The sequence below is a fragment of the Hymenobacter ruricola genome, assembly GCF_015694525.1.
In the GTDB taxonomy this organism is placed as follows: domain Bacteria; phylum Bacteroidota; class Bacteroidia; order Cytophagales; family Hymenobacteraceae; genus Hymenobacter; species Hymenobacter ruricola.
This window is the reverse complement of record NZ_JADQDM010000001.1, coordinates 900,901-914,331: the sequence shown is the minus strand read 5'-3', so window position 1 is coordinate 914,331 and position 13,431 is coordinate 900,901. Positions and strand designations below refer to the sequence as shown.

Sequence of the window (13,431 nt, the reverse complement as noted above, 5' to 3'; positions counted from 1 at the left end):
TCGGGCACCACACAAAGCTATTGGCCCCCGGCAGCATGTAAAATAGGTAAGATTACTCATACCCGATTCGTATTTTCGGGGCGGCAGTCCGGTCAGCCCTTGTGCGTTATCCCCGCAACTGCCTTTGTCTATGCTCAAGCTTCAGCACGCCCAGCAACTCAGCGCGGCTCTCGTTCCTCTTTACGCCGACCCACGGCCGGACCACATGCTGGGACGGCTTTCTGGCGCAGTCAGCGAAGTGATGGGGGCAGAGTTAACCTGTTTTGATGTTTTCGACGCCCACGGCCAGATGCTGAACCTGGGCAGCAACTCTCCCAGCCTCTTCACGCCCAGCATGGTGGGCCACCTGGCCGAGCACATTCAGGCGCACCCGCTGTTTCAGGGGCTTTTCATTGAACGCCGCCCAACGCCTTTAAAAATCAGCGACTTTTGCCCGAATCACCGGTTTGTGAAGACGGACATTTTCAACGACTTCTACCGGCCCATTGCCGTCACGCACCAGCTCGTGGTGGCCTTTGAGGTGCCGGGCCTGGGGCTCACCACCTGCGCGCTATCGCGCAGCCACGCCGATTTTACCGAAACCGAGCGGGCGCTGCTGGCCTTCGTACAACCCCACCTCATTGCCCTCATGCAGCTGGCGTTTCCACTGGCTTTAAAGGGCTTAGCCCGAGCGGCGGCGCTGGCTTCCACGCTGGGCCTCACCGTGCGCGAGGGCGACATTCTGCGCCACCTCGCGCAGGGCCGGGCCGACAAAGAAATCGCGCATCGGTGCCGCATCAGCCCGCGCACGGTGCACAACCATTTGCGCAGCATCTACGCCAAGCTGGGCGTGGACAACCGCACGGCGGCCAGCCTGCGGGCCGTGGCCGGGTACTGAGCCCGCCCACGGCCCGGCCACGCTAAAACTTGGCCGCGAGGCCCACTTTGAGGTAGGTCTGGTCGTAGCCGAGTTCGGCGAAGGCGCCGATGCTGGGCGTGAAATAATAGCGCCCGCCCACGAACAGGCCGAGCGCAAACTCATTGCCGCTAACCGCCGTGGAGCCAAAAAAGCTACTACCCTCAAAGGAGACGCCGGCGTGCCGCACACCCATGCCCAATCCTCCGTAGGCATCGAATTGCTGCGAAACCGGATAGTGAAACGCACCGCGCAGCGTCACGATAACGTCGGTGTACTTCCATTTGTCGCCCCCGCCGTAATCGTAGGTGGCGCCCTGGTAGCCGGCGAAAATGCCGACGCCAAGTACGCCCGGTCCCAGCGGCATGATGCCACGCTCGTAGGACACGCTCAAGGCCGGCGATACCGACGAGCTACCGCCGAAAAAACCGGCGCCGTAGCCATAGCGGTTGCCCAGCCCGATGCCAACGTTCACGGCGTTGGTGCCCACCTCGAAGGGGTCGGTGCCGCTGGCGGTGGCCGCGGGCGGCGGGGGCGGCGTGGGGGCCGGGGCGGGCGCCGCCACCGGGGCGGGGGCCAGCTTGGGGGTGGGTTTGGCTACGGGCTTGGCGGCGGGTTTGGTCGCGGGCCGGGCGGCGGGTTTGGGCGCGGGCTTGCGCGGGGTGGTCTGGGCCAGGGCGGCCGTGAGGGGCAGCGCGGCCACGCAGGTGGCTGCGAGCAGGAGACGGGGAAAAGCGAGCATTAGGGTGCTAAGTGAGTAAGGTGATGAAGGAATGAAAGTCAAAACATGGAGGTAAAAAATTGCGCAAATATAGTATTGCTACTTATTCGCCTGCGCCAGCTGCCCGGCCGTAGCCGGGCGCTGGGCCTGCTCCAGGGCCGCGAGGCGGGCGGCGAGGTCGGTCTGGCCCGCCTGCACGGCCTGCAGTTGCTGGCGCAATTGCGCGTTTTCGGCCCGGAGCTGGTCGTTCTGCTTGGCCAGCTCCTGCACGCCCGCCAGGGCCACGCCGGCGGGGTCGATGGTGCTGATGCTGGTGTCGTTTAGGCCGAGGTGGAAGAGGCGGTAGAAGTCCTGGGCCATGGGGCCGAGGTGGGTTTCGCCATTGGTGCCTTTGTAGGCCCAGCGGCTCAGCGGGAGCTGGCGAATGAGGCCCAGCACCTGCGCTCCCTCCACGGGCTGGATGTTCTCTTTCAGGTTGATATCCGAAGCATTGGTCCAGGTGCCGCCTTGGGAGAGGTAGGCGGCGTTGCCGTTGGTGGCGTTGCTGCCCACTTGCAGGGCCACGCCCAGGCCGGTCACCTGGTTGCGGCCCAGCAGCCACTGCCGCACGTTGATGTTGCCGAAGGCCATGGTGTTGTCGGCGGTGAAGGCCGCGCCATTGCCGAGGGCCGTGGAGTTAGTCAGGTTTTCGTAGCCACCGCTGTTGAACGGGCCCGCGCTGGTGCCCACCACCGTGAGGCCGGTGCCGGTGATGTTGGCTAAGCCGGCGTTGTGGCCGATGAGCACGTTGTCGGTGCCGCTGGTGGTGCTGATGCCGGTTTGCCGGCCCACGAAGGTGTTGCGGGCGCCGGAGGTGATGCCGGCACCAGCCGCCTGGCCCAGCAGGGTGTTGTTGTCGCCGGTGCTGAGGCTGGTGCCGGCCAGGTCGCCCACGGCGGTGTTCGACTCGCCGCTGGTGCTGGCCTTGCCGGTTTGGTAGCCCACGAAGGTATTGTAGTTGCTGTTGTTGCCGGAACCGGAAGCCCCGGCTTCGTTGCCAACATAAGTGTTGCGGTCGCCGCCGGTGTTGGCCTGGCCGGCGTGGTAGCCCACGAAGGTGTTGTCGGCGCCGGTGGTGTTTTGCAGGCCGGCCTGGTTGCCCTCGAAGTGGTTGTGGGCGCCGCTGGTGTTGGCGCGCCCGGCCTGGTAGCCCACGAAGTGGTTGTCGTCGGCGGTGGTGAGGTTGAGGCCGGCCTCGTAGCCCAGGAACGTACCGTGGTCGCCGGAGGTGTTGCTGTTGCCCGCGAAGTAGCCCAGGAACACGTTGCCGGTGCCGGAGGTATTGTCGGCGCCGGCACTGGCGCCCACCACGGTGTTGTTGCTGGCCGTGTTGCTTTGGCCGGCCTGGTAGCCCAGGAAGGTGTTGTTGCCGCCCGCGGCGGTGGCGTAGCCGGCCTGCAGGCCCACGAAGGTGTTTTGGTCGCCGGTGCTGAGGTTGCTGCCCGCCAGCCGGCCAATGACCACCGAACCGTCGGTGGCCGTGGCGTTCTGGGCCGCGCCGTCGCCGATGAACACGTTGTTGTCGGCCGTGAGCTTGTTGCCGGCCGAGTCACCGATTATCACGTTCTGGTCGCCGGTGAGGTTGGCGGCCAGCGCGCCGTGGCCCAGCACCACGTTGCTTTCGCCGCTGGTGTTGCTGCGGCCCGCCCGGAAACCGAGGAAGATGTTGCCCCGGCCGGTGGTGTTGGCGTAGCCCGCGCGCATGCCCACAAACAAGTTGCGGTAGCCCGTGGTGGAGCTGTAGCCGGCCTGAAACCCGCTGAAGTGGTTGGAGTAGCCAGTGGTGTTGGCCTGGCCGGCCTCGTGGCCGTCGAAGTGGTTGGCCGAGCCGGTGGTGGTGCGCCGGCCGGCGTTGTAGCCGTTGAAGTGGTTGTCGTTGGCCGTGGAAACGAGGCCAGCCTGGAAGCCCACGAAGTGGTTGCGGTCGCCGGTGGTGTTGCCGGCGCCGGCGAAGTAGCCCAGCAGGAAATTGTTGTCGCCGTTGGTGTTGCTGTCGCCGGCCCGGAAGCCCACGAACACGTTGTTGGCGCCGGTGGTGTTGGCGTAGCCGGCCTGGTAGCCCTCGAAGTGGTTGCTGCCGGCGCTGGTGTTGTTGTAGCCGGCCCGGTAGCCCACAAAATGGTTGTAGTTGCCGGTGCTGCTGCGGCCGGCCTGTTGGCCCGAAAAGTAGTTTTCCGTGCCCGTCACGTTGGCCCGGCCCGCCTCGAAGCCCACGAAATGGTTGTTGTCGGCCATGGTGTTGGAAAGGCCTGCCGAGTAGCCCTGGAAGAAATTGCCGGTGCCCGTGGTGTTGGCAAAGCCCGCCCGTAGGCCTTCAAACTGGTTGTTCTCGCCATCGGTGTTGGCGTAGCCGGCCTGGAAACCGGTGAAGTGGTTGCTGCTGCCGGTGGTGTTCAGGCCGGCCTGGTAGCCCACAAAGTGGCTGTTGAAGGAGTTCCCGGGCAGCCGCTTGCCGGCCTGGTAGCCCACCAGCAGGTGGTTGTCGGGAAAAAAGGCGGGCCCTACCGGCACGCCGCCCAGCCAAAACGCGCCGTTGACGTGCAGGCGGGCCTTTTCTTGGCTGTTGATGCCCAGGCGCAGGGGCTTGATGTCGGTGGTGCCCACGAAGTTGGTCGTGGAGTCGGTGGCGGCGTTGCCGGTCAGGCCCCAACCACTGCCAGCCGGAGCCGCACCGGTGTTGAGCTTGGTCCAGCTGGGTGCAGCGGGGGTGCCGGCGTTGTAGTAAAAACCCACCCCGCCCCCCAGGCCGGCGTTACGGTTGAAGACAAGAAGACCAGTTGCAGGTGTTGGGATTGTGGTGCCATCGGTGAGTGCAGAAAGGGTGACTTGAGGAATGAGCAGGCCTTTGTCAGCGGCCCGGATTTCGAGTGCGGCCGAGCCGTCGGGCGCGGTGGTGCCGATGCCGACCTGGGCCCGGCCGGCCCGTGCCAGCAGCAGCCCCGCCGACAGCAGCAGAAAAGCGGAGATGTTTTTCATATTAAACAAGGAATGAGCAAGCTAAAAAAACGCAACGCTAGGCCAGTCCTTCGCGCAGCAAGCCCCAGGTGGGGGGCCCGCCCGCCCGCAAATCGGGCGGGCACTGCCCCATCAGGCGGAAGCCAATGCGCTGGTAGAAAGGCAACTGTTCAGGTAGCTGGGTATCGAGGTAGCACGGCACGTGGGGGGCCTGCATGGCGCCCATGGTGGCTTGCAGCAGCCGGCGGCCCTGGCCCTGGCCGCGGGCGGTGGGGTGCACGGCCAGGGCCAGCAGGTAGTGGTGGCGGGTGGTGGCCACGCTTTGGCGGCGCAGCCAGGCCGTGGCCGCCAGAAAGTGCCGCAGGCGCCGCAGCCCGCCGCCCCGCAGGCGCCACAAGGCCGTGGGCAGCAGCCCCGACCGCAGCAGCCGCCACAGCGACGCCGCCGGTTGGCCCGGCCCCAGCCACACCGCCAGGGCCGTTTGGGTGGGGTTGGTGTACACCCGCCCGTAGCGCAGGCCGAAGCGCAGCAGCCGCTCCAGCAGCCACACCCGTTGGGCCGGGGCGTCGGGGCCGGTGCAACAGTAGCTCAGCACCGGGTGGCCGGCGCAAGACGCGGCCAGCAGCGCCGTGGCCCAGGCCAAATCGGCGGGCTCCAGGCGGCGGGCGGGCGGGGCAAAGGCGGTGGGCATCGCGTTAGGCGGATGGAGTAACAGACGCAGGATGAGGCGAAACCAACAGGTAGCAGCAGGCCGAAACGGGCGTTTGGCCCGTGCTTCTCTTCGTGGCCGGAGGCAGTTTTGGGCTTATTCGCGCACCAGCTTCAGCACCTGGCTGGTGCCGGCGGTGGTCACGCGCAGCAGGTACACCCCGCTGGCCAGGGCCGCCGTTTCGGTGGCAAACAGGTCTTCGCTCACCCGGCGCGAGGTGGTATATTCGGCCAGGCGCCGGCCCGTGGCGTCGGTGAGGGTGGCCGTGAGCGGGCCCTCAAACGGCTGCTCCACCCGAATGTGGGGCCCGGCGCCGGCCGAAGGATTGGGCCAGGCCGTCACGAGCAGGGCCGTGGCGCTTTCCACGGCCACCGGCCGCACCGCCGAGTAGCTGCCCGTGCCGTCCTTGTCTACCTGGTGCAGCCGGTAGTAAAGCGTGGGCACGCCGTACTGCGCCACCTTGGCGTCCGTAAACTGGTAGTCGTGCGCGGCCGTGCTGCTGCCCAGCGCGGCCACGCGCCCGGCGCGCTCAAAGGCCACCCCGTCGCGGCTGCGCTCCACGTCGAAGTAGGCGCTGTTCTTTTCCGAAGCCGTGTTCCAGTCCAGCCGGGCATCTGCCCCCTGGCGGCGGGCCTCGAAGGCCGTGAGCTGCACCGGCAGCGGGGCGCTGGGGTCCGAGAAGGTGAAGCGGCCGGCCACGGGCTCCGCAGCGGCCCCGGGGGGAGCGTAGGTGCGCGGGTCGCCGCCCGTCACGTTGGCCGAGGGCCCGGCCGCCAGCACCCAAGTCGTGAATGGCGAAGCGCTGCGCCAAGGCGTGGCTTGGGTCATATTGCGGCCATTATCGAGCGCCGCCAGCCAGCTGAAATTCAGTTGGCGGTTGCCCGAAGCCGTGGTGGCCATCTCCCAATACACGGCCGTCGACGAGTTGCCGCCCACCGTGGTAACGGCCGTGGGGCCCGTCACGCGGGTCAGGGTCAGGGTGCCCACGCTGGGTCCAGCCGGCATGCTCAGGCCCAGAAAAGGGCCGAAGGCCGTGCCGTTCACGGCGCGGGCGGCCATGCTCACGGGCCCCACCAGGCGCGCCCCGGTGGTTTCCACCGGGTCCGGCGCGGTGGGCAGCAGTACTAGGGGGGTGCCGCTGGCAATGCTGACCAAGCCGCTGGTGAGGGTGAGGGTGCCGGCCACGTTGGCGTTGGTGCTCAGGGCCACCCCGGCCGGGTTGTTCACCGTCAGGTTTTGGAGGGCGACTGTGGCGGTGCCGTTCACGCTCTGGGCGGTGGTGCCCACGGCCCGTAGCAGGGCAGCGGGCGCGGCGGGCGCCGTCACGGTGCCGTTGTTGGTGAGGTCGCCGCCGAGGTCCAGCTGGCCGTCGTTGGTGAGCGTGGCGCCGGTGCCCACGGTCAGGTACGAGGGCATAGTGACCAGCCCGCCCGCGCCGATGTAAAACGTAACCGGCCCTGCAAGCGTCATCTGGGCCCGGGCCGCCGAAGCGGGCAGCCCCAGGGCCAGGCCGGTGAGAGCAACTAGAAAGTAGTGTTTTTTCATGGCGTTGGGGAAGGATGAACAAGAGCGGCTTGGTGGTTCCAAAGCAAGTGCCCTTCCCTACCGCCGCCGTTCGCAGGCGTTGCAAATGCGTGTTTCAGCGTTGCAAAAGCCCTGTAGCGGTTGCACATTCTTTCGGATTTGTGGCAACGCCCTCAAATCAGCCCAAAAAAGCCTTGAAAAAGCTGGTTGCAGTAAAACCCGGCTCTCCGTAGCCGATTGGATTCTGCCTACCCGTTGCGCTCCATCTCGGCCTCGCGGCCGTGCCGGGCCGCCGCGCTGGGCGGGTAGCCGAACTGCCGCGAAAACGCCGTGGAGAATGCCGCCGGGCTGCCAAAGCCCACCTGGTACGACACCTCGGCCACGGTGCCCACCTGCGCCCGCAGCAGGGCCAGCGCCCGGTGCAGCCGCGTCTGCCGGATGCGCTCGCCCGGCGACTGCCCGGTGAGGGCCTTCAGCTTGCGGTGCACCTGGGTGCGGCTCATGCCAATGTCGGCGCCCAGTTGGTCCACCCCGAACTGCTCGTCGGCCAGGTGGCGCAGCACCGATTCGTTCACCCGGCGCAGAAACTCCTGGTCCAGCGAGGGCAGCCCGGCCACCGCCGCCTCGTGCGCCGCCAGCGGGTCAGCCGCCGGCTGGGGCGGGGCGGGCGCCGGGGCCACGGCTGCGTCGGTGCCAGCGGCGGGGCTTTCCGCCGCCACCGGCGCGGGTACGGCCAGCCGGGCCTGCACGCTTTGCCGCAGCGCCAGCAGGTTGCGCACCTGCGCCCGCAGCTCGCGCGGGCTGAAGGGCTTGGCCAGAAAGCTGTCGGCGCCGGTTTCGAAGCCTTCGAGGCGGGCGTCGGGGCCGGAGCGGGCGGTGAGCAGCACGACGGGAATGTGGCTGGTAGCAGGGTCAGTTTTCAACGCCTGGCACACCTCGTAGCCGCTCAGCCCCGGCATCATCACATCGCTCACGATTAAGTCTGGCACTTCCGCCCGCGCCAGCGTCACGCCCGCTTTCCCGTCAGCAGCCGTCAGCAGGCGGTAGCCCGCCGGCGCCAGCGTCGCCCGAATGAACTCGCGCACCTCGTCATTGTCTTCCACAATGAGCACGAGCTCACGCAAGCCTTTTTCCTGGCTTTCAGCATCTGCATTAGGGGCATCGGCGGAAGATGGCGGGGCTAATTGGGCCGCCAGCGGCTGGCTTACTCCGGGCTGAGCCGCGCCAGTGGCGGGCTGCAGCAGGCGCGGCAGTTGCACCGTGAAGGTGGCGCCGGCGCCGGGCGCGTTGCTCACTTCCACCGTGCCGCCGTGCAGCGCTACCAGCTCGCGCACCAGCGCCAGGCCGATGCCGGTGCCCGTGCGCTGCTCGTCGCCAGAGTTGTTGGCTTGGTAAAAGCGGTCGAATAGATGGGGCAGGTCCTCGGCGGCGATGCCGGGGCCGGTGTCGCGCACGGCCACGGCCACGCCGCCGTCAGGAGCGTAGCGGTCGGGCGGGGTTTCGGCCACCGTCACGGTCACGCTTCCGCCGGCGGGCGTAAAGCGCAAGGCGTTGGCCAACAGATTGGTAATAATTTCTTCCAGCTTGCTGGCATCGAACACCAACGGCACGGGCGTGGCCGGCACTTCGCAGCGCAGCTCGATGGCGCGGCTTTCGGCCAAAGACGAAAACGACACCACCAGCTGCCGCGTGAACGCGGCCACGTCGCCGGAGGTGGGCAGCAGGCGCAGGGCCCCGGCTTCGAGCTTGCTCAAATCAAGCAACTGATTGATGAGGGCGAGCAGCTTGCGGGCGTTGCGCAGCACCAGACTGCCCTCGCGCCGGATGGCGGGGTCGGCGGGCGCGGTAGCCAGGGTTTCGGCGGGCCCCAGAATGAGAGTGAGCGGCGTGCGCAGCTCGTGGCTGACGTTGGTAAAAAACACCGACTTCACGCGGTCCATTTCCTGCAGATGCCGCAGGGCCTGCCGCTCCAGCTCGCGGTCGGCGCGCTCCCGCTCGCGGCTGCGGGTGTACGCCCGCACTCCGTAAATGGTCAGCCCAAACAAACTGCCATACAATAGATAAGCCCACCACGTGCGCCACCACGGCGGCCGAATGGTGAAGGCGTAGGTAGCCGGGCGGGTGCTCCACACGCCCTCGTTGTTGGCGGCCAGCACCCGGAAGGTGTAGGCGCCGGGCGGCAGGTTGGTATAGGTAGCGTTGCGGCGGGCCACCGGGCCCTGCCAGCCGGCGTCGAACCCCACCAGCTGGTAGCGGTAGCGCACGGCGGCGGGGTTGGTAAGGCACAGGCCCAGGTAGTCGAAGGTGAGCTGGTTTTGCCCGTGGGCCAGCGTGAGGCCGGGCGCGGCCACGGTATCGCGCAGAAACAGGCGCAGCCCCGTGACGCGGGTGGCCGGGGGGCGCCGGTTGGGCCAGCGGCCGCCGGGCACGTAGCGCATCAGGCCCTGGTTGGTGCCCACCCACAGGGTGCCGTCGGGGGTGCGGTGCGTGGCCAGCTGCTGCGCGCCTTCGCCAAAAAAACCTTCGGCGGGCCCGAAGCGCTGCACGCGCCCGGTGCGGGGCTCGTACAAGTCGAGGCCCTGGCCGGTGCCCAGCCACACGCGCCCGGTGGGGTCGGCCTCCACGCCCAGCAGGGCCAGGGCCGGCCAATGTCCCGGGTACGTGGCGGTGGGCACGGGCCGCAGGCGGTGGCCGTCGTAGCGCAGCAGGCCGTTAGCGGGCGAGGTCACCCACAGCTCGCCGGGCCGGCCTTCGCTCACGTCCGTCAGGGTGGCGAGGGCCGCGGAGCCGGGCACTTGTCGAAACCGGTCGGGGCGGCCGTTGCCGCCTTCGTCCAGCCAGAGCAGGCCTCGGTCGTCGGTGCCGAACCAAAGCCGGCCGCGGCGGTCGCGCAGCAGTTTCCAAAAGGACGCGGTGCCGGGGCCGTCCGGGTCAGCGGCGGTGTAGGTGCGCCAACGGCCGGTAGCTGGGGTATACACGCTCAGGCCGCCGCGCTCGGTGGCCAGCCACATGCGGCCCTGGCGGTCTTCGGCCAGGCCCAGCACGCGCTTGTGCTGCAGCTCTGGCACGTGGGCAAAGCTTTGCCAGCGGGCGGTGGCCGAGTCGTAGCGGGCCACGGAGCCGGCCGTGCCCACCCACAGGCCGCGTCGGCGGTCGGCCGCGAAGCTGCGCACGAAAGTGTGCAGCTCGGCGGGCTGCGGCACGTCGCGCACCTGCCGGCCCGCGGCGGCGCCTGGCTCGAAATACCGCAGGCCCAGGTGGGTACCCAGCCAGTAGGCGCCCGGCCCGGCCGGGGCCACGGTCATCACGCCCCCCGCCGGCAGGCCCTGGGCTTCGGCGTAGTAGGCAAACCGCTCGTCGGCCAGCCGCTGGTCGAGCCCGGCCGAGCCGTGGGCTATCCACAGATTCTTTTCGGCGTCTTCGAGCAGCAGGCCGGGGCGGAAGCTGAGGTTGGCCGGGTCGGGGTAAAACTGCCAGTGCCCGGTGTGGTCCAGGCAGCCGGTGCCGGCCGTGCTCAGGGCCCAGAGGCGGCCGCGCGCGTCGGGCCGCACGGCCAGCACGTTCGGCGAGCCCGGGCCGCTCAGGTAGCGGCGCACGCGCCAAGGGGCGCCGGGGCGGGCGCAACTCAGGCGCAGCACCCCGCCCCCAAACGAGGCGGCCCACCACAGCGTGTCGGCGGCCCGCACCACCTGGCGAAATTCCTCCTGGGGCAGCGAGGCCAGCGGGGCCACGGGCGCCGGCAGCACCCGGCCGGTGGCCGCCGCCACCAGCGCCAGGCCGTGGCCGGTGGCCACCAGCAGCTGGCCGGCCGGGCCGGGGCACAGGCCGCTTACCTGGTTGTTGGGCAAGCCCTGGCGTTGGTCCACGTGCACCACGGCGGTGTCGGCCGGGCCAAAATGGCAGCGGTAGAGGCCGGCGCTGCTGCCCACCCACAGCGTTTGGGCATCATCGAAGTACAGGGCAAACACGAGGGCGTTGGCATCGAAGCCGGCCGGCCGGTAGTGGCGCAGGCGCCCGTGCCGCACCCAGCTCAGCCCGCCGTGGAAGTGGCCCAGCCAGAGGGTGCCGTCGGCCTGCTCGGCCAGGGCCGACACGTTGGAGTCGGGGGTGCGGCCCTGCGCCGCCAGCGGGTGAAACCCGGTGCCGTCGTACCAGCAGGCGCCGCCGCGGGTGCCGGCCCACAGCCGGCCCGTGTGGTCTTGCAGCAGCGCATACACCGTGTTTTGCAGCAGGCCATCGGTGGTGCCGAAGTGGCGCTGGGCGAGCTGCTGGGCCGGGCCGCGACGGGCCATCGCAAGCAACCCCCAGCACAAAAACAGTGTCCTCAGCAGCAGTCTTGTTCGCATAAGCCCCTGGCCCAACCCGAAACAAAGCCCCATTGAATGAACTTTGTCTGGCGCAAGTTTTTTTGAAAGCTACTCAATATTCACCAAACGCGGTATTTGCGGGCCAGAGCGTTGCGCCATTTTTTCCCGCCGCAGGCGTTGGCGATGTCGTACCTTTGAACTCGCTTGTCCGAAAAAGCTTCTCTTCCACCCTATTCTATTCCGTACTCCGTGGCCGAAATATCCTGTTCCTTTTGCAATAAGAGCAAGCGCGAAGTTGCCGTTATGATTTCGGGCATCAACGCCCACATTTGCGAGAAATGCGTGGGCCAAGCCCAGCACATCCTCGACGAAGAAGCCAAGGCCCAGGACGCCAGCAAGCAGCCCAAGTTCAACCTCATCAAGCCCAAGGCCATCAAAGACCACCTCGACCAGTACGTGGTGGGCCAGGACGAAGCCAAGCGCGTGATGAGCGTGGCGGTGTACAACCACTACAAGCGCCTGATGCAGAAGCCTTCCGAGGACGAAGTGCAGATTGAAAAGTCGAACATCATCATGGTGGGCGAAACCGGCACCGGCAAAACCTTCCTGGCCCGCATGCTGGCCAAAATCCTGCAAGTGCCCTTCTGCATCGCCGATGCCACCGTGCTCACCGAGGCCGGCTACGTGGGCGAAGACGTGGAAAGCATCCTCACCCGCCTGCTGCAAGCGGCTGACTACAACCTCGAAGCCGCCGAGCGCGGCATTGTGTACATCGACGAAATCGACAAGATTGCCCGCAAGAGCGACAACCCCAGCATCACGCGCGACGTGAGCGGCGAGGGCGTGCAGCAGGCCCTGCTCAAGCTCCTTGAAGGCACCAACATCAACGTGCCGCCCCAGGGTGGCCGCAAGCACCCCGAGCAAAAGATGATTTCGGTGAACACCGAGAACATCCTCTTCATCTGCGGCGGCGCCTTCTCGGGCCTCGACCGCATCATCAAGAGCCGCCTGAACACCAAGCCGTTGGGCTTTGCCAAAACGAATCTGGAAGAGCAGGTGGACACCGAGAACTTCCTGCGCTACGTGTCGGCCCAGGACATCAAGAGCTTCGGCCTGATTCCGGAGCTCATCGGCCGCCTGCCCGTGCTCACCCACCTCAACCCGCTGGACCGCACCACGTTGCGCATGATTCTGACCGAGCCTAAAAACTCGCTCGTGCGCCAGTACAAGCGCCTGTTCGGCATGGAGAACATCGAACTCAGCTTCACCGAAGACGCCCTCGAATACATCGTGGAGAAGGCCGACGAGTACCGCCTCGGCGCGCGCGGCCTGCGCTCCATTTGCGAGAGCATCATGACCGATGCCATGTTCGAGATGCCCTCGGAAGAAGGCGCGGACACGCTGCAAATCAACCTGAGCTACTGCCGCAGCAAGTTTGAGAAGTCGACGCTGCGCCACATGCGGGCGGCGTAGTTTGATGACTGATAGTCGATACTGAGCAGTCAGTATTTGGTCGTGGGAAGTTCGGTTTGGGCCGGGCTTCCCATTTTTGTTGGCTTACTTTCAAAAGCCGACTTCCGTTTGGAGCACCTCCATGCACTACTTACGCGCCTTGCCTTTCCGTGTCTTATTCCTTAAATGCCTTACCAGTTGAGTTTCACCTGACTACTGCTCCACTGACGCCTAACGGGTTGGCAGGCTTTGAGGCATTGTGCCAGCGGGTTGGTGGCAAGGCCTTGCTTATTGAACTGGCACGGGGCCAGCATTGCCAGCAACCGATGTTGAGCCTTGTAAAAACGGATATCGCCCCAGCCACTGCGCTCGTAGAGGCGAGGAAGCTGGCGGAGCAGTTTGGAGATGGTGGCTACTCGGTGCTACGGCTTAAGCTGGAGGTACCAGCCTGGGGCGCGGCCTGGGCACGCCTGGCGCAGCTTGCAACGGGCGGCACATACTATGAGTGGCACGGCCGGGTATGGTATGAGCGGGAAGCGGAGCTGCGGGCCTGGTGTGAGCAGCACGCGGTACACCTCTCCTCCAATGCGTTGCGCCATCGGCCAGATACCCGTTTCGTTACCCTGCGCGAGTTCGGGCCAGTTGCCCAGTTCGCTGCCCGCGTAGCAGCGGTACAGGACGGACTAGCCGCCAATGGCTGGAACGTAGCCAAGCAGCAAGCCGAATTTTGTTTTTTTGACAGCCAGATATCGCTCGATGCCGGTTGGCTAACCACCTGATTTCAGTTGTCCGTGTTCAAAAGGGCCTGATGAATAACAACTGATAATTA

At 66.8% G+C, this 13,431-nt stretch carries 8 protein-coding genes; 3 read left to right on the top strand and 5 right to left on the bottom strand.

Annotated elements, in window-relative coordinates; translation table 11 throughout:
• Nucleotides 1–130 precede the first annotated feature (130 nt).
• Complete coding sequence (locus tag I2H31_RS03940; protein ID WP_196291684.1) at nt 131–877, top strand: response regulator transcription factor; 747 nt, start codon at nt 131–133, stop codon at nt 875–877.
• A gap of 22 nt (nt 878–899) precedes the next feature.
• On the opposite strand, the gene I2H31_RS03935 is transcribed toward I2H31_RS03940, so the two are convergent.
• From I2H31_RS03935 to I2H31_RS03915, 5 genes are all read right to left on the bottom strand, one after another.
• Nucleotides 900–1,637, bottom strand: a complete 738-nt coding sequence (locus I2H31_RS03935) for a porin family protein (RefSeq protein ID WP_196291683.1) — start codon at nt 1,635–1,637, stop codon at nt 900–902.
• Between the two features lie 78 nt (nt 1,638–1,715).
• Nucleotides 1,716–4,631, bottom strand: a complete 2,916-nt coding sequence (locus tag I2H31_RS03930) for a tail fiber domain-containing protein (protein WP_196291682.1) — start codon at nt 4,629–4,631, stop codon at nt 1,716–1,718.
• Nucleotides 4,632–4,668: 37 nt separating this feature from the next.
• A complete protein-coding gene (locus I2H31_RS03925; protein WP_196291681.1) occupies nt 4,669–5,301 on the bottom strand; it encodes a GNAT family N-acetyltransferase in 633 nt (210 codons plus the stop codon).
• 114 nt (nt 5,302–5,415) lie between these two features.
• Nucleotides 5,416–6,864, bottom strand: coding sequence for a T9SS type A sorting domain-containing protein (locus I2H31_RS03920; protein ID WP_196291680.1), 1,449 nt, complete (start codon nt 6,862–6,864; stop codon nt 5,416–5,418).
• A 227-nt stretch (nt 6,865–7,091) separates the two neighbouring features.
• A complete protein-coding gene (locus tag I2H31_RS03915) occupies nt 7,092–11,135 on the bottom strand; it encodes a hybrid sensor histidine kinase/response regulator transcription factor (protein WP_196291679.1) in 4,044 nt (1,347 codons plus the stop codon).
• 264 nt (nt 11,136–11,399) lie between these two features.
• Between I2H31_RS03915 and clpX the strand changes: the two genes are divergently transcribed.
• Entirely contained in the window at nt 11,400–12,623 is a 1,224-nt protein-coding gene (gene clpX / locus I2H31_RS03910; protein WP_196291678.1) for an ATP-dependent Clp protease ATP-binding subunit ClpX, read from the top strand.
• A 149-nt stretch (nt 12,624–12,772) separates the two neighbouring features.
• Complete coding sequence (locus tag I2H31_RS03905; protein WP_196291677.1) at nt 12,773–13,381, top strand: hypothetical protein; 609 nt, start codon at nt 12,773–12,775, stop codon at nt 13,379–13,381.
• Nucleotides 13,382–13,431 lie beyond the last annotated feature (50 nt).